Source organism: Haloarcula sp. KBTZ06 (genome assembly GCF_048595605.1).
GTDB lineage: Archaea > Halobacteriota > Halobacteria > Halobacteriales > Haloarculaceae > Haloarcula > Haloarcula hispanica.
The window spans coordinates 2,680,737-2,697,178 of sequence record NZ_CP184337.1 but is presented as its reverse complement, the minus strand read 5'-3'; the positions used below and the strand labels follow the sequence as shown (position 1 = coordinate 2,697,178).

Sequence of the window (16,442 nt, the reverse complement as noted above, 5' to 3'; positions counted from 1 at the left end):
AGTCACCCCAGGTAGCTGATGACGTAGTAGCCGGCGGCCTCGACGGCGACGACGACAAGACCGATAGCGGCCGAGCCAGCCACGATATCCTGCGCTCCGAGGATGTTCAGCCCGGTGAACAAGACGATGACGAGCGTCCCGAGCGCGAGGTAGGTTTCGACAGTGGCCGACCCCTTGGCGATGTCCACGATATCGGTGTCGAGCTGGTAGTTCTTGTTACGACTCTCGTTCACTCGGTTGGTGGCATAAGCCATCGCCAGGGCGGCGAGCGACAGCAGAAACGCGAGGTCGACGCTCGTGCCCTGGACGGTGAACACAGACGCGGCGAGGTCGTAGCCGAGCAGACTGATCGATGCGATACCGTTGGTGACGAACGCGCTGGCGGTGAAAATCACACCGGCCAGGGCGTCTTCGATGTCTATCTTTCCGAACATGGGTTGCACCGGCCGTGAGTACGACCGTATTCCGGCCGTGCAGTCTGCTGGCTAGAAAGCACCGAATCGCGGTATTCCCGGGACTCAGTAAATTTTAGTATCGGGACTGCACCGCCGGTGGCATGGAGATGCGAAAACTCTCTCCGGCAGGCGGCTGTGTGACCATCTCGATACCGATAGACGATCTTCGCGAGCGCGGTGTTGTCGACGAGGATGGTGAGCTGGTGGGCAACCACTGGGCGAAGGTCGAGAGTCTTGACCAGGACGACGAAGGCGACTACCGATTAGAGTTGGTCAGCCCATGATGCGAGCCCGACCCCACGGGGTTAGACTCAGATGTAACGCCAATCCTCGATGTATGCACCTGTGGGCTGTGGGCCGTGGGCTACGGTGCATAGAATCGAGCAGGTTGAGCTGGGAGGTTGCCCCGATCATGCCGACGGCCCAGCCCCAGTTTATGAAGAATCACCCTGTCGCTCACTCCAGAACGACGCGAACCAACCCCCGGTACATACACTCGTTTAAACAATGACCCGACGCACCAGTCTCAAGATTACTGACGAACGGCAGCGACTACTGGATAAGGCGAGTGCGATTGTCGCGAGCGATCAGCATGACGACCCACCGATGTCCGACGTGTTAGACGCAGCGTTGACGCATTTAGTCGAGAGTGAGGAAAATATTCAGAATGCGCGTGAGGAGTTGGACCCAAAGACGGTCCAGCGGTTCAACACCACAGTTCTTGGGTTGCGGTATCGGACGAGTGTTGAGAGCAGGTGGCGTTAAATAATTCACAGAACTTGGAATGGATGACTCACTCCTGACTAAAATCGGAAAGTTCCGGTTGATCTGTTACCAACCCGCCGAAGTCTGCATTAATAAATTCTCTGGACTCTTCCTTACCCACCGGTTTCACATTCAGGATTTCTGGTTCAATATTCGAGAGTCGTCTATTCAGTGCTTTTCGCTCTGTGTCAGACAATATCAGTTCTTCACGGTCGTTAACGCCTATTTCTCGAAGCTGAGTTGAAATACCCATTGACTCCATTTTACCATGACATTTCTGACACAGTGAGATTAGATTCACTGGAAGATGAGCATCAAAGTCCTCTGGCACTCTTGTATCTGGAACTAAGTGATGTACACTCAATCTCACTTCACTTTCAGATAGATTACACCTCATACATTGTCCAGCATCTCTATTTCGGACTGTCATTGCTATTTCGTCAAACCGTTTACCGCGATCCTGATGGCTATCAGTTGGCACAGCTAAAACAATGAGCCAGAAAAATATTAAAAGCTATCCAGCTTGTTACCCTTTCTAAATCACAACTAATCTACAATTTTCGTCCCGGATAAGTATCCTACTCAGCGGGTTTTTCAACCCCCCAGTTCTCTTCCGGAAGTGTCGTACCGGTTAATATACTCGCCTGTTCTCATCCCCACCCAGCATGATCGTCGGCCTTGCTGTCTTTGATTATGAACATCCCCGCGCTGCCTCTCCATCAAGAAGCCGCCGTTGACACTTCTTTCGTGCGTGGGAACCAGAGATTCGGCTACGATCTGGCTCACGATATCCCTAATTCGAATGCCCAGTCTACCGGACTATACGTTTGACCCGCCACCTAATTCAACTTCCCACCGGAAGATCTCGGTCTGGCTTCCCCCATCACGGGCATACGCGACGAGTTCAGCACCCTCTGGAAGAGGGTCAAGGGTATTTGATGAAGTCCCAGAAGCAATGACTTCCGTTTCACCGCTGGCAATTCGCTCCACCTCTTCACCCCGATACTTGATTATAATTGACTCCGCTGCGCCCCACGTATTTACTCCGGCTTCAACATAGTATCCATCACCACTCTGTGACCGCTCAGAATAGAATGCGATCTCGGGGCCTGGAGTTGAAACCGGCTCAGGCGATTTAATCTCGATAGAGTCATCCGAATCAGATGTTGGTGTAGCGGTCTGGACTGTGCTCTGTGATACGGGTGTATCTGTAGATGGTTGTGGGCTACCAGATGTAGTAGGAAATACATCTGCGATAACCAATCCACCCACTGCCAGCCCAGCACCCAGGGACATGGCAATCCCAAACCCGATTACATAAACAGTTCGACGTTTCACAGACAGGACAACGAGAAATAAGAACTTGAAACTATTCGTTGTCTCACGATTTTGAATCCTACTTTTCGTGTCATTCTATATTACAGCCAGCAGTCAAATCAACGTAACCGCCTACCCTCACAGCGGGACTTCGCCATGCGGGTCTGGTGGGTCGTTTGATTTTCTCTCGGAAGTGTCGCACCAGTTTATATCCCTGTCTGTTCTCACCCTCACCCAAGATGATCGCCGACCCTGCTGTCTTCGATGATGAACACCTCCCGCGTCGCCTCCTCCATCGAGAAGCCGCCGTTGACCACCTATCCCGCGCATGGGAGCCGGCACTTGGTGGCGATCAAGCCCACGACGTACTGATTCACGGCCCACCTGGCGTAGGAAAGACAGCGCTGACCCGTCACTGCTTAAAGAAGCTCACTGGACACGCCGCCGTTCAGACGGCCCATGTTCGCTGTCTCGGGAAAACGTCCGCCGGCGTTGTCCGCTCGGTTCTTCACGATCTCCCCGGCAGTGACCCGTCGGTGAACGTCCCTCGTGAGGATCTCTGTATCCAGCTCCAAGAGCGCGTCACCAGTCCGGTGATTGTTGTCCTTGACGAGGCTGACGGTCTCCCGTCGACGGATGCACTGGACAGGCTAATCGATGTCGACAAGTTGTCTGTCGTCGTCATCTGCCATGACCCAGATGAGTGGTTATCCCGACTTGGTGGAAGACTCCGGCGTCGATTGTCATTTGCGGAGTTCGGACTGGACCGCTACAGTGTCGACGAGTTGGCGGACATCCTCGAAGCACGGGCGAACCTTGGGCTTCCGTCTGAGTCGGTTACTCGCGGGCAATTAGAGACAATAGCTGATGAGGTGGCTGGCGTTGCACGGAACGGGATACAGGCACTCCGACAGGCTGCACTTCGGGCCGAAGAGTTGCAACATGACCGAATCACCGGCGAGGATGTGAGTGAATCGTTTGAGCGGGCGAAGCGACACATCCGCGAGCTGAACCTAGATTCGCTGCCGTTTCATCATCAACTGCTGTACGAACTGATCCGTATGGGCGATGGGCTGGAGGCTGGGGAACTGCACAATCAGTATGAAGACGTGGCAAATGAAGCGTATCACGGACACGAACAAACTCCGATATCGGAGCGCGCTCGTCGTATGAAGCTCTCAAAACTGGAGAGCTACGAGCTGATTGAGGTGGAAGGAGAAAATCGACACCGGACATACAAGGTATGTGATAGAAGAATTGAGTCCACTGTTTTGACGAGGTTATTGAAACCTCCAGAAAAATGCAATTAAACATTCAATACATTACATACAGTGCTTGAGATGGATACAGTTGGGTTGATAAAATACAGTAAGTATCCATTAGAATAATAAATACAGATACTGTGATAGTCATAAGAAGGATGTCGGACAATGATGATATTGAGTGGCGAAATAATAGGGAGAGAATTACCTATGAAGAGGGACGTAGTGTTCTTGAGGCTCAAAAATCTGATATTGACGACATAGATGACAAGGCACTCCGTACAGTTCGGATCACAGCAATCCTTCTCGGAGTCGGGGCAACTGGAACTCGGGTGATAAAAGTATCAAACATTAACAAATCCATAGCCACTGTTAGCCTGATTTCATTCCTCCTTTCGCTGATATTTGGGGTTATTGTATACAATGAATCGAATGAAGTCATTGGTCCAAAGTCTAGTTATCTTGCACGACTGAGACAAAACAATATGAGTGCACCTTGGGAACAAGATCTGCTAGTTCAGTTTGAGGGCTGGATTGATGACAACCAAACTATTGTCGAATTCAATGGCTATTTGTTGATAGCTTGCCAACTGTTCTTTATACTAGGAGTGGCTTTTGGAACTTCGTCCCTCCTTGCTCTTGGATGGATAGAGTTCCTCATTCTCATTACTGCAGTACTGACAGTGATAATCGTGACTCTCGGTGTTATTAGGGGATGGATGGAAGAACTCTAACGACGGGGATTTTTATGTCCTGGGTACAAATGGATGTATACGATGGTAACAAAAACAAAGGAAACCAGAGATACGGACGAACAGTGCCAGTATACTGACTCGTCTAAAACCGGGCAACGAAGCGGTAAGGGCAGTGGTTTCCTGAGCAGCCTTCTATTCTGATTGCTGATTTCTATCAGACGCAATAAACACGACAGCAACAGTGTCTACTCTATAAGTCAATGACCAATTGACTTAGTTAGTAAAACGATGAACCGCCGACACCACAATCTCCCGGAAATCTAGTACCTTTTTAAGCCGAATCCATCCCTCACCATCTCCTGTATGCAGGACAGCATGGAAGTCTATACTGGCGAAAAAGTCTCAGTAGAGCATATCAAGACACTTCCTGGAGGTTCCGCAAGATTCGACATCACCGCTGAAGACGGCCGGAAATGGCGCGTTGACCTAACCCGAGATGGTGACACGGAGATCGTGACGAGCTGGCGCGACGGCAAGTTAGCCGATCTCGAATTGCCGGAGTGGGCCGGTGACGTGACGGCACGACTCGCGAGGGTCTAAGAGAATGTCAGTCGGCGTCTTCGATGATCTGGGGCGGTTTGATATCTATGCCCTTAGCGCGTTCATCAACAAGATCCACGAACTCGTCTTGTTCGTACTGGTCTTGGAGACGCAGAGCAGCTACACCTTTTGGTGTGATCTCATACAGACCAGAGCGTTCGGACGGTCCCACGCGGTCAAGGAGTTCGTAATCCTTGAGCTGTGGGAGTCGGGTGTTGATGTAGCTCCGGTTTCTGTCGAGACGCTGCGCGACGTTCACACCGACATCACGCTGGCCGTCGCTAAGAGCCTCCAAAATCTCGAAGTCTACCGGACGTTTCAGCTTCACTACCGGGTTCTGGGAGGCAGTCATCCAAAAGTACCATTGGTATCAAGTAATGTGATATCTTCGGTGGCTATTAGACGTAGCTACAAACGGTATCTATAAGTACTATCTTGCTAATAGTGGAATGAAGCCTCCCCGTTCACGGGCCTCGCAGAAGGTCCGGCGTGCTGGTACACGCCGGGGTGGCTTCCAATCCCAGTGAGAGATTTGCGAAGCCATGAAAGACGAGAACGAGCGGGCTATTGAAAGTAGCCCAACGAGCAGCGGTATAGTCAGTCGACCAGCCTGCGGAAACCGGTACGTCCCGTCTGGAGGTGCGTGTGCGTGAGCGACCGCGTCATCGAAGACGTGGATAAATGCGAAACGGACGGCTGTGAGAACTTCTGCTATCCCGGTGAATCCCGCTGTCTGGGCTGTTACCGGAAGCGAAAACGGGGGCAAGCATGAGCGAGGATCTGATGGATCTCTCGCCGGAGGAAGGTATCGAGCGGTTCCTCCGACACCGCGAACCCTCCGTCCGCGAGAGTACGATGCGAAACGCGAAGACGCGACTCCGGTTCTTCAACGAATGGTGTGAGGAACGTGATATCGAGAACCTGAACAACCTTACCGGCCGCGACTTGGCTGATTTCGTGGCATGGCGACGGGGAGACATCGCGGCGCTGACCCTCCAGAAACAACTCTCGACGATTCGCGAAGCGCTCCGATACTGGGCCGACATCGAGGGCGTCGACGATGGGCTGGCCGAGAAGGTCCATGCCCCCGAGCTGCCCGACGGAGCCGAAAGCCGTGAGGTTCACCTGAGCGCAGACCGGGCACACCGGATACTCGACTTTCTTCACGACTACCGTTACGCAAGCCGGGACCACGTTGTCTTCCTGATCCTATGGAAGACGGCAATGCGCCGGTCGGCCCTTCGGTCACTGGACGTTGACGATCTTCGTCCCGACGACTACGCGCTGGTGCTGGAGCACAGAATCGATGAGGGAACGAAACTCAAGAACGGTGAGGACGGCGAGCGGTGGGTCTACTTGGGACCGAGTGATTACCAGGTCGTCGACGATTATCTCGACAACCCCGACCGCTACGAGCGGACTGACGACTACGGCCGCAAGCCACTCATTACCTCGCAGCACGGACGGCCCGCGGGTGATACCATCTACAAGTGGGTGAACAAGCTCACCCAGCCGTGCGTTCTCAATGGGTGTCCCCACGACGCTGACCCGTCGGACCCGTCGACCTGCGAGGCACTGGGTTCGCGTGCGGCCCACAGCAAGTGCCCTTCCTCTCGGTCACCCCACGGACTCCGGCGTGGCAGTATCACGTACCACCTGAACAGCGACGTATCTCCGGAGATCGTCAGCGAGCGATGCGACGTATCGCTCGAAGTGCTGTACGAGCACTACGACGTGCGGACGAATCAGGAGAAAATGGCGGTTCGAAAGAAGCAACTGGAGCGAATCTAACATGAACGTTACCAAACACAACCCCCCGTTGTCGTGTAAATTTCAGACTACTACCCGGCGAGTCCATAGCGTTATTTCGTTCTGGCGAACTATCCCGAAAGGCGTCAAAGCTGTGTTTCTACCGGCATAACCCAGACGGGGTTCCTCTCTGAGACAGCGACCGTTAGTGAATAAAGAGTCACGTAGTGGGCAGCTACCTGTCGCGGACAATCAGTAGTGGATCGGACGATTGCTCGATCACCTGGGACGTGACGTCACCGAGAATGCGTTCGGTTATGGAGGGGTTCGACTCACCCACGATGACCAGATCGTGATCCGCTCCAGCCTCGGTGATCGCGTCGGTTGCCGAACTGGCACGCTTCTGGCGCCAACTGACACGAGTCGGCGCGATGTCCCACTCGTCCGCCAGCCGGTCGCAGGCGCCTCGGACGAGCAACTCGCCGCGGGAGGCGGCATCGTCCGACGTTGCGACGTTGAACATCGTCACTGCTGCGTCGCTCTTGTGCAGGAGGATGCCGACGAACCCGAGGATCTGTTCGAGATTGTCGTCACCGCGCAACGGAACGAGGATGCGGTCGAGCGTGTCGCCGACGCGACCGGCAGTGAGCACGGCATCGACCGCGTAGTCGGCAGCGACCGAGTCGATAGTCGTCGACCGGTCGTGGGTGAACACGACAACGGGTTCGGCTTGGCCACCTCGTTGGTTAAACTGATCTGCAATAGTCTCTATCGCCGCCATCGCTTCGTCGCCGAACTGCGCCCGTGCCTGGTCCGTCACCGTCTGGTCCGGAACGGGGTAGTAGCCGAGCACGACCAGTCGATGCGGACTCAGCAGTTCAACGAGCGCTTGCGATGGCTCGCCCGGCTCGCTGGCATCGACGGGCACGAGGATGGTCGGCTTGGAAACTGTCTCTGACATCCGGTGGGCCGTGTGTGATACTACAGCCTACGGGGATTTATTGGTATGCCTCCGACAGCCACGGTCTGTGTGGTGTGCCAGCGAACGAGCCCGTGTCGCACCCATCTTTATCGGCCGTCACGCATACGTGCTACTAGTGCCTGAGAGTGGGGACACCGAGGCTGAAGGCGAACTCGACCGGACGATCGGTCTCGCGGGTGCAGTAACGATCGGTACGGGGACCATGATCGGGGCTGGGATATTCGTTTTTCCCGGTCTGGCCGCGGGGCGGGCCGGGCCAGCAGCGGCCGTTTCGTTCGCTATCGGGGCAGTAATCGCCCTGCTAGTGGCGCTCCCGACCTCGGAGCTCGCGACTGCGATGCCCGAGAGCGGCGGGGGCTACTACTTCATCTCTCGGGGGCTTGGAACACTGCCGGGAGCGATTGTCGGAATCGGGCTCACGCTCGGCCTGATGTTCGCGTCGGCGTTTTATCTGGTCGGGCTCGGCGAATACGCGGCCGCCATTCTCGTCGAGGCAGACGTTTTCAGCACAACAAACGTTTCCCTGGGCCCATTCGACGTCGTTCTGGTGTTTGGGATGCTCGTTGGCGTCCTGCTGACCGTACTGAGCATCTTCGGAACGGAGAACACCGAGTCGCTCCAGAACGCTGTCGTCGGCTTTCTGCTGGCTATCTTGGTCGTCTTCCTCTCGATCAGTGGGCTCGATGTCCTTGGCGTTCGAGGGTCGTCACGGATACCGGCGGAGTTCGCTCCCGCGGGGTTCGGACCCATACTGACCACCGCCGCGCTGGTGTTCACGTCGTATCTCGGGTTCGCACAGATCGCAACTATCGCCGAGGACATCACCGAACCGGACCGGAACCTCCCACTTTCGATGGTCGGGTCGGTCCTGCTGGTGGGGGTGCTCTACATCGTGACGCTACTGATCGCCGGCAGTACCTTCGAGCCGAGCGTCATCGGGCCGATGGGCGAGACGGCGATCGTCGAGATCGCTCGCACGTATCTCGGGTTCGGCGGTGTCGTCGTCATCCTCATCGGTGGGTTACTCGCGACGGTTTCGTCGGCGAACGCATCGATTCTGAGCGCCTCCCGTGCGCTGTACGGGCTGAGTTCGGACGGACTCGTTCCGAACGCGGCTGCCCGTATCAACCGCGAATACGGAACGCCTCACTTCGCGCTGTCGTTCGTCGGCGGCGTGACTGTCGTGCTGGTCGCCACGGGCCGCACGGAAGTCCTCGCAGAGGTAGCCTCGTTCCTCCACCTCATCATGTACGGACTCATCTGTGTCGCACTCGTCGCAATCCGCCGCCGGGACCCGGCGTGGTACGACCCGGCGTTCATGTGTCCGGGCTACCCGGTTGTGCCGATAGTTGGGGGGATCGCGAGCTTTGCACTGATACTGTTCATGCAGCCGCTGTCACGGATACTCGGCCTCGTCATCTCGCTCGGCGCGGTTGCCTGGTACCTCTTCTACGCGAGCGATGTCCAGCTCAAGAATCAGGTGTAGCAACGCCTGGTTTGTGGATTCCAGACTGCAGAGACAGAGTGACGGCAGCGACTGCTGATTATTGTCGAACTCAACTATCGATGTCGATAGTACCAGTCGAACCGGTTTACACACTCCTCGCACGACAGCAGTGCGATCAGATGTGCAGTACTTCGCAATGGCGACTACAGCTAGCGGCGGAAAGTGGCTCACACCTTCTGGGACGGGCATGATGGAAAAACACTAGGGTTCCGCTGTTACTGGTGGTTCCCGGGTAAGCTTGGACTGGTTTAGCCGCTCAAAAGAACTGGAACAGATCGTCTCGCTGGGCCTCGTGAAGGTGGTGCCGGACGGCCTCGTTCAGCGGCTCGACGGAGCCGCGCTTCGCGCTGATCGGCGCGATAGTCTCCTGCCACTGTTGCCATGGCGGGTGCAGTCCGAGTCGGTCACAGAGTTCGTTCAAGCGGTCGTCCTTGTCGTCGACCTTGTCCATCTTGTTGACGGCGACGACGGGTTCGACGCCCACTTCTCGGAGGAAGTGAAACATCTCCACGTCGTGCGGGATCTCGTCGGGGCCGGAGTGGCGGTCGATGATGTCGATGACCGACTTGCCGTCCACGACGAGGATACCGACGAGAATATGCTCGGCGTTCCGCTCGACGTACCGGACCACGTCGGTCTTGATTTCCTCGCGGACGTCTTCGGGGACGCCCTTCATGTACCCGAAGCCGGGGAGGTCACTGATGACGAAATCGGCGCTGGCCCAGTCGAAGTGGTTGGGCGAACGCGTGACACCGGGTCGCTGGCCCGTGTCGAACGTGTGGCCCGTTATCTCGCGCATCAACGTCGATTTCCCGACGTTTGACCGACCGACGAGCACCACCTCGGCGTCCCGGTCCGGTCGTGATTCGAACATACCCCGTGTACTCCGCCGGCGGGGAAAAGCGCGTTCGTTTCCCGAGGACCGACTGTTTCGCGATTCACGGCCGCGTCTCGCTCCAGTTTTGCACCCGGTACCCGCTAACTAGCCGCTTTTTTACCCTCGCGGGTCCCACCCGGAGCCGTGCGGCTGGTACAGATACTGATTCCGACCGGAAAGCGAGACGCCGTCTTGGGCGTGTTGGCCGAGGAGGGCATCGACTACGTGCTCACCGACGAGACGAGCGGGCGGGAGTTCACCGCTGTCGTCACCTTTCCAGTCCCGACCAACGCACTCGAACCAGTCCTCGAAGAGCTGCGGAACGTCGGTATCAACGACGACGGCTATACGGTCGTCGTGGACGCGAACACCGTCATCTCCAGCCAGTTCGACGAACTAGAGGAGAAGTACGCTGAGGAGGAAGACGAAGACCGCATCGCGCGAGAGGAACTCACCTCGAAGGCAAACGACCTCGCTCCCTCGATGTCGAACTACGCGCTCATGACCATCATCAGCGCGATTATCGCGACCGCCGGGCTCCTGCTCGATTCCCCGGCCGTCGTCGTCGGCTCGATGGTCATCGCGCCGCTCATCGGCCCGGCGATGACCGCCAACGTCGGCACCGTCGTCGACGACCACGAGATGTTCATTCAGGGCGTCAAACTCCAGGCCGTCGGGCTCGGACTCGCCGTGGCAAGCGCGACTGTCTTTGCCCTGCTGGTCCGGTACGCCAACGTCATCCCGCCGCTCGCCGATGTGACCACAGTCGGCCAGATACGCGAGCGGGTCGCCCCCGACTTCCTCTCGCTGATCGTCGCGCTCGGCGCTGGCGCGGCCGGCGTCGTCAGCCTCACCAGCGGCGTCTCGACGGCACTGGTCGGCGTCATGATCGCCGTCGCGCTCATCCCGCCGGCGGCCACGGTCGGCATCGGTATCGCGTGGGGCCAACCGCTCGTCAGCCTCGGGTCCGCCGTGTTGCTGCTTGTGAACGTCCTCTCGATCAACCTCGCAGTGCTCGTCGGGCTCTGGTATCAGGGCTACCGCCCGGAACACTGGTTTCAGGAGAGCAACGCACGGTCGGCGACTGTCAAACGGATCGGCGTCCTCGTCCTGTCGATACTCGTCCTGTCGGCGTTCCTGGGCGGCGTCACCTTCGACTCCTACCAGCAGGCGACGACGGAGTCGGACATCCGCGACGCCATCCAGGGCAGCGTCGACTCGCCGGCTCGCGTGCTGACGGTCGAAATCGAGTACACCAACACTGCGATCTTCCAACAGCCGCGCCGCGTCATCGTCACTGTCGGTCTGCCGCCGGACGCGGAGCAGCCACTGCTTGTCGACCAACTGGATGCTCTGGCTGATGACGCGGCCGGCCGAGACGTTGCGACGGAAGTTCGCTACGTCACTGTCGAGCGGAACGGCTGACGCTCAAAACCGACTTTGACCGTTCGGTGACATAAATACCGTTGGGCGTGTCGGGGACGATATGGTATCACGACCACTCGCAATCGCTGGCGTCCTGGCACTGCTCGTCGCCGGTGGCGTCGGGTTCGCACTCGCGGACACCGGAGCCGTCGCGCAGTCGACGAATTCGACCGTGAGCGTCAACGCTGACGCGACCGTCGAACGCGCGCCCGACCGTGCAACCGTCACCGTCGCCGCCGTGGGCCGCGGTGAGACCGCCGAAGCGGCGCGCAACAATCTCAGCGGTGATGCTGACGCCATTACGTCGGCGCTGGAAGACGAGGGCGCGAACGTGACCTCCTCGCGGTTCCAGATCCGCCCCGAGTACGAGGAGAGTCGAGAGGGCCGCGAACAGGTCGGCTACGTAGCGATCCACACCGTCGAAGCCGAGACGAGCAACGTTTCGACTGCCGGGACACTCATCGATGCCGCAGTCGACGCCGGCGCTGACCGCGTCGAGGGCGTGCGCTACTCCCTGAGCGAGGAGACGCGACAGGCCGCACGCGAAGAAGCCCTGACGACCGCGATGGACAACGCCCGAACGGACGCCGAAGTCGTCGCCGCTGCGGAGGATCGGTCCGTCGGTGACGCCGTCACGGTCCAGACCAGCGACCACGGCCGCCCCGTCGTGTACGCGGAAGCGATGGCCGCCAGTGACGCCGGCGGACGGACAAGCATCCAGCCCGGCGATGTCACCGTCGACGCCTCTGTCAGTGTCTCGTACGAACTAGAATAAGCCGTTCTGACTCGCTACTGCGGTTCCTTGTTCGGCGTTTTCAAAGACACTGCCCGTTGGTAACCGCGTTCTTCGCGGGTCACTGCGTTCCCCGCTCGGGTTCATCGAGACGCCTCCCGTTGGTGACCGCAATCCTCGCGGGTCGCTTCGCTCCCCGCTCGGGTTCATCGAGACGCCTCCCGTTGGTGACCGCAATCCTCGCGGGTCGCTTCGCTCCCCGCTCGGGTTCATCGAGACGCCTCCCGTTGGTGACCGCAATCCTCGCGGGTCGCTTCGCTCCCCGCTCGGGTTCATCGAGACGCCTCCCGTTGGTGACCGCAATCCTCGCGATGGCGACAGCAGTCCTCGCGGGTCACTGCGTTCCCCGCTCGGAGTGTTCGAGACGCCTCCCGTTGGTCGGCGTCTCGCTATTCGTCAAACGGCAGTTCGATCTCGTACCCCACCGCGTCGATAGCGGCCTGCAACACGCCGTCGACGTTGTCGTCTTCGGTGACGCTCATGTAGTGGTCGGCCTCCACATCCGTCGAGAGGTCGCTCTTGTTTGCGATGGTCAGAACGGGCACGTCGAAGCGCGCTTCGATGGCGTTTCGAAGTTCCAGCTGGTCCGCGAGCGGGTAGCCACACTCGCCACTTGGGTCGACGAACACGAGGACGGCGTCGGCGAGGTGTTCGAGCGCGCTCACGGCCTGTGATTCGATCTCGTTTCTGTCCTCCGGCGGTCGGTCGAGCAGGCCGGGCGTGTCGACGAGCTGGTAGCGGATGCGCTGGTCCTCGAAGTGCCCGACCCGGATCTGCGTCGTCGTGAACGGATACGAGGCGATCTCGTTGTCGGCCCGCGTGACGCGGTTGACAAAGGACGACTTGCCGACGTTGGGGTAGCCGGCGACGACGATGGCCGGCTCGTCCGGGCGGATGTCGGGGATGTCTTTGAGGGCGTTGTGCGCCGTCGAGATGGCGGCGAGGTTGTCTTCGACCTCCTCGACCACGTCGGCGATACGGGCAAAGGCCTGCTTGCGGAGCTTCCGGGCGGTGTCGATGTCGCCGCGTGCGACGCGGCTCTCGTACTCCTGGCGGATCTCGACGACCTTGTCGGCGGCCCACGAAACTTCTGCGAGGTGCTGTTTCAGCGCGTCGATACCGGGGTCGTTGTCTGCGGGGTAGGCTTCGCCGATGACCGCGTCGGCGAGTTCGATATAGAAGGGGTCCAGATCGTCGATCGTCGGCCACGCCGTCACCACGTTCTCCATGTTGTCGGAGGCGATGTTCGACGCCGTCATCAGCATCGACTGCTGGGCTTCGTTCCCGTCCTTGGCCCCGCCGGCGCGCGACGCCCGCGAGAAGGCTTTGTCCACGAGCTCCTCGGCGGTAGGCGTCGTCGGCAGACCCTCGAAGGGATGGCTCATAGGTCACGTTGACGGCCGGAGCGTAAAAGCGCGTTCAATCGCGCCCCAAACTGTTGCGAGTCACGCTTTTGAGCGTCCCGACCGCAGTTCCGGTATGGCACAGATTGACGCCGGCGAGATTCTGCCCAACGACCACGTCCAGCAGATGGCCGCCGAGGGACGGGTCACCCAGATGCACCGCGGCCACCAGTACGCCGACGAAGGCGACACCTTCGAGATCGACGGCACCGAGTTCGAGGTGACAGACGTAACACACCGGACACTGGGCGACATGACCGACGAGGACGCACAGCGCGAGGGGTCGGAGGACCTCGACGCGTACAAGGAACGAATGAAGAAAGTCCACGGCAGTTTCGAGTGGGACGACGACAGCGAGGTCGTCCGGCATCGGTTCGCGCCCGTCGACGAGTGAGGCGGGACCGTCTGACGACGGCCAGCAACTGAATCGACGGCCGAGCGGGCTGCCACCGCGCCGCAGACAACCCTTATCAACTACGGTAACTATCAGTAACTACATGACAGAGACGATGAGCAAGTCGAAAGCGGACGATCCGGAGCGGGCGCATCTCGCGGACGTTGCGGATGGCTGTGGCTGCACCGAAATCTGGGAGCACATGAGCGAAGCTCGCGACGCAGACGACAACTGAGCGCCCTATTACTCCGATACCACGTCGACGCCGGTAAACTCGAAGCGGGCGCCGCCGGCATCGCTTTCAGTGAGGGTGACTGTCCAGCCATGCGCAGCGGCGATCTGTGAGATAATCGAGAGCCCGAACCCGGTGCCGTCAGTTGTCGTCGAGTAGCCGCTTTCGAACACCGCCTCCCGGTCGGCTTCGGGGATGCCTGTGCCGTCATCCGAGACTGCGAACCCGCCCGGAATCTCGCTAATCGTTACTGTCACGCCTGGTATGTCGTGTTTATCGGTACCACCGGACTGAATCCGACTGTCCGTAGCGCTGTGCTCTACGGCGTTTCGGATCAGGTTCTCCAGCAACTGTTTGAGCCGCGTCATGTCCGCCTGTATCTTGCGGTCGGTGTCGACCACCAACGTCGCGTCGCCGGTATCGACGACCTCCCAGCAGTCCTCGACTGCTGTCGCCAGTGCCACCGTTTCCATCTCTGTAATGTCGTCGCCGGTCCGGGCCAGTAACAGGAGGTCGTCAATCAGCGCCTGCATCCGCTCGAGAGCCTGTTCTATCGCGGCCATATTGCTGTCGTCGTCACACTCCTCTTTCAGCGCGCCCAGCCGGCCGATAGCGACGTTGAGAGGGTTGCGAAGGTCGTGGCTGACGACTGTCGCGAACTGTTCCAGACGGTCGTTTTGCGTCGATAGTTCCTGCTCACGGTCACGGAGCTGTCTGTCGCGCTCGACGGCGGCGAGAGCCGCCTCCATGTTCGCCGCGAGGACCCGCCCAGCGACGATGTCTGCCTCGTCGAATGCATCGACGGTCGTCGATGCGGCGATGAGAATGCCGTGTTCCCCCAGCGGCAGATACAGTTCGCTGCGTATCGGTGTCTCGGGGTTCTGCACGTCCTCTTCCAGCCGCACGTCGGGGACTGCGGTCGCTTCGCCACGCTCGTACACCCGCCAGGCGATGCTGTCGCCCGGCCCGAACGTCGGGATATCACCGACCAACTCTCGAGCCGATGCGGTCGCGGCGACGGGTTCTAACTCCCCGTCGTCGTTGAGGAGGTGGACAGCATTCGCGTCAAGCCCGATAATCTCCGCGGCCGCGTTGACGCCGATCCCGGCAACTTCGTTGTGGACTTCGGCGGCCATCAACTGTCGGGTGGCCTCGTGCAGCGCTTCGAGCCGCTGTTCGCGCTCGTCCGTATCGCCCCGGTCGCTGATGACCGACACTGTGCCGTCTTCGCCGTCCCAGGTCACGTCACACGCCGTGACGCTGGCCTGCACGCTGTTGCCAGCGAGGGTCCGTATCGTCCGGCTGACTTGGCCGGCCGTCTGGCCGTTCTCGACGACGCGTTCAACGGTCTCGGTCCCGCCGTCCGTTGTCGGTTCGACGAGGTCGGTCAGTGGCCGGCCACAGAGGTCGCCGCTGTCTGCTGCGCCGAAAAACTCCATCGCCGCCGGGTTCGCGTACACGACGGTGTCGGCGACGCTGATGAGGGCCGCATCGCTCGTTGCGTCGAGAATCCGTTTCGTCCGTTCCTGTGCGGTATCGGCCGTTGCTTTCGCTCTGACTCGCTCGACTGTGTTTCGGATCCGCTGCGCGAGCACGGCGTACTGCTGGGACCCCTGCACTTTTTGAATGTAATCGGTGACGCCGGCCGTGACTGCCTCGCTTGCGAGCGACTCGCTCCCCTGACTGGTAAATAACAGGAACGGCATATCCGGGTCTCTGGCACGGACCGCCTCCAGAAACTCCAGCCCGTCGATGCCGGGCATATCGTAGTCGCTGACGATGCAGTCCACGTCGTGCGCATCCAGATACGATAGTCCGTCCGTAGCGCTCGTGACTCCGGTGGCGTCGATCGCCTCGTCGTTGCGTTCGAGATGTGTCGCGATCAGGTCTGCGTACGACGGTTCGTCATCGACACAGAGGACTGTAATGCCCGACGCCACATGGCCCATGCCTCCTGATATGAACTGTGTCAGTGTCAATCTATCG

Annotated in this window: 20 protein-coding genes; 12 read left to right on the top strand and 8 right to left on the bottom strand. The window is 58.9% G+C overall.

The genetic code is table 11. From position 1 onward, the window contains the following. Nucleotides 1-2 precede the first annotated feature (2 nt). The gene (locus ACNO8S_RS14060) at nt 3-434 is read right to left on the bottom strand and encodes a hypothetical protein (RefSeq protein ID WP_420182129.1); all 432 of its coding nucleotides are present in this window, start codon (nt 432-434) and stop codon (nt 3-5) included. Between the two features lie 122 nt (nt 435-556). Between ACNO8S_RS14060 and ACNO8S_RS14055 the strand changes: the two genes are divergently transcribed. After that, the gene (locus ACNO8S_RS14055) at nt 557-739 is read left to right on the top strand and encodes a hypothetical protein (RefSeq protein WP_420182128.1); all 183 of its coding nucleotides are present in this window, start codon (nt 557-559) and stop codon (nt 737-739) included. Nucleotides 740-962: 223 nt separating this feature from the next. Continuing rightward, nucleotides 963-1,220 (top strand): DUF7386 family protein, encoded by a 258-nt coding sequence (locus ACNO8S_RS14050; RefSeq protein ID WP_420182127.1) that lies wholly within the window; start codon nt 963-965, stop codon nt 1,218-1,220. A 28-nt stretch (nt 1,221-1,248) separates the two neighbouring features. Here the strand turns inward: ACNO8S_RS14050 and ACNO8S_RS14045 are convergent, their stop codons facing one another. Beyond that, entirely contained in the window at nt 1,249-1,701 is a 453-nt protein-coding gene (locus ACNO8S_RS14045) for an HNH endonuclease (RefSeq protein WP_420182126.1), read from the bottom strand. Between the two features lie 338 nt (nt 1,702-2,039). Beyond that, nucleotides 2,040-2,558: a hypothetical protein gene (locus tag ACNO8S_RS14040; RefSeq protein ID WP_420182125.1), complete on the bottom strand. Its 519-nt coding sequence runs from the start codon at nt 2,556-2,558 to the stop codon at nt 2,040-2,042. A 218-nt stretch (nt 2,559-2,776) separates the two neighbouring features. Between ACNO8S_RS14040 and ACNO8S_RS14035 the strand changes: the two genes are divergently transcribed. The 3 genes from ACNO8S_RS14035 (at nt 2,777) to ACNO8S_RS14025 (ending at nt 5,094) form a co-directional block, all read left to right on the top strand. Then, nucleotides 2,777-3,847, top strand: a complete 1,071-nt coding sequence (locus ACNO8S_RS14035) for a Cdc6/Cdc18 family protein (RefSeq protein WP_420182124.1) — start codon at nt 2,777-2,779, stop codon at nt 3,845-3,847. Nucleotides 3,848-3,957: 110 nt separating this feature from the next. Continuing rightward, nucleotides 3,958-4,533: a hypothetical protein gene (locus ACNO8S_RS14030; protein ID WP_420182123.1), complete on the top strand. Its 576-nt coding sequence runs from the start codon at nt 3,958-3,960 to the stop codon at nt 4,531-4,533. Nucleotides 4,534-4,857: 324 nt separating this feature from the next. Then, on the top strand, nt 4,858-5,094 hold the full coding sequence (locus ACNO8S_RS14025; RefSeq protein ID WP_420182122.1) for a hypothetical protein: 237 nt from the start codon (nt 4,858-4,860) through the stop codon (nt 5,092-5,094). Between the two features lie 7 nt (nt 5,095-5,101). Here ACNO8S_RS14025 and ACNO8S_RS14020 read toward each other — a convergent pair whose 3' ends face one another. Next, nucleotides 5,102-5,446, bottom strand: a complete 345-nt coding sequence (locus tag ACNO8S_RS14020) for a hypothetical protein (protein ID WP_420182121.1) — start codon at nt 5,444-5,446, stop codon at nt 5,102-5,104. Between the two features lie 297 nt (nt 5,447-5,743). Here ACNO8S_RS14020 and ACNO8S_RS14015 point away from each other — a divergent pair, with 297 nt between their 5' ends. Both ACNO8S_RS14015 and ACNO8S_RS14010 read left to right on the top strand, forming a co-directional pair. Continuing rightward, nucleotides 5,744-5,866, top strand: a complete 123-nt coding sequence (locus ACNO8S_RS14015; protein ID WP_255359480.1) for a hypothetical protein — start codon at nt 5,744-5,746, stop codon at nt 5,864-5,866. Continuing rightward, entirely contained in the window at nt 5,863-6,885 is a 1,023-nt protein-coding gene (locus tag ACNO8S_RS14010) for a tyrosine-type recombinase/integrase (RefSeq protein ID WP_420182120.1), read from the top strand. Before ACNO8S_RS14015 ends, ACNO8S_RS14010 begins: the two co-directional genes overlap by 4 nt. 193 nt (nt 6,886-7,078) lie before the next feature. Here ACNO8S_RS14010 and ACNO8S_RS14005 read toward each other — a convergent pair whose 3' ends face one another. Beyond that, nucleotides 7,079-7,804 (bottom strand): universal stress protein, encoded by a 726-nt coding sequence (locus ACNO8S_RS14005; RefSeq protein ID WP_420182119.1) that lies wholly within the window; start codon nt 7,802-7,804, stop codon nt 7,079-7,081. Between the two features lie 103 nt (nt 7,805-7,907). Between ACNO8S_RS14005 and ACNO8S_RS14000 the strand changes: the two genes are divergently transcribed. After that, a complete protein-coding gene (locus ACNO8S_RS14000) occupies nt 7,908-9,311 on the top strand; it encodes an APC family permease (RefSeq protein WP_420182791.1) in 1,404 nt (467 codons plus the stop codon). 277 nt (nt 9,312-9,588) lie between these two features. Here the strand turns inward: ACNO8S_RS14000 and engB are convergent, their stop codons facing one another. After that, nucleotides 9,589-10,206, bottom strand: a complete 618-nt coding sequence (gene engB / locus ACNO8S_RS13995) for a GTP-binding protein EngB (protein WP_058990855.1) — start codon at nt 10,204-10,206, stop codon at nt 9,589-9,591. A 147-nt stretch (nt 10,207-10,353) separates the two neighbouring features. On the opposite strand from engB, the gene ACNO8S_RS13990 reads away from it, so the two are divergent. Together ACNO8S_RS13990 and ACNO8S_RS13985 are read left to right on the top strand one after the other, a co-directional pair. Further along, nucleotides 10,354-11,634, top strand: a complete 1,281-nt coding sequence (locus ACNO8S_RS13990; RefSeq protein ID WP_014041456.1) for a TIGR00341 family protein — start codon at nt 10,354-10,356, stop codon at nt 11,632-11,634. Between the two features lie 61 nt (nt 11,635-11,695). Further along, nucleotides 11,696-12,409 (top strand): SIMPL domain-containing protein, encoded by a 714-nt coding sequence (locus ACNO8S_RS13985; protein ID WP_420182118.1) that lies wholly within the window; start codon nt 11,696-11,698, stop codon nt 12,407-12,409. A gap of 407 nt (nt 12,410-12,816) precedes the next feature. Here ACNO8S_RS13985 and ACNO8S_RS13980 read toward each other — a convergent pair whose 3' ends face one another. Next, a complete protein-coding gene (locus ACNO8S_RS13980; RefSeq protein WP_050037152.1) occupies nt 12,817-13,812 on the bottom strand; it encodes an NOG1 family protein in 996 nt (331 codons plus the stop codon). Between the two features lie 94 nt (nt 13,813-13,906). Here ACNO8S_RS13980 and ACNO8S_RS13975 point away from each other — a divergent pair, with 94 nt between their 5' ends. Beyond that, nucleotides 13,907-14,224, top strand: a complete 318-nt coding sequence (locus ACNO8S_RS13975; protein WP_420182117.1) for an ASCH domain-containing protein — start codon at nt 13,907-13,909, stop codon at nt 14,222-14,224. Nucleotides 14,225-14,327: 103 nt separating this feature from the next. Further along, nucleotides 14,328-14,459, top strand: coding sequence for a hypothetical protein (locus ACNO8S_RS13970; protein ID WP_275039403.1), 132 nt, complete (start codon nt 14,328-14,330; stop codon nt 14,457-14,459). Nucleotides 14,460-14,467: 8 nt separating this feature from the next. Here ACNO8S_RS13970 and ACNO8S_RS13965 read toward each other — a convergent pair whose 3' ends face one another. After that, entirely contained in the window at nt 14,468-16,405 is a 1,938-nt protein-coding gene (locus ACNO8S_RS13965; protein WP_420182116.1) for a response regulator, read from the bottom strand. Nucleotides 16,406-16,442 lie beyond the last annotated feature (37 nt).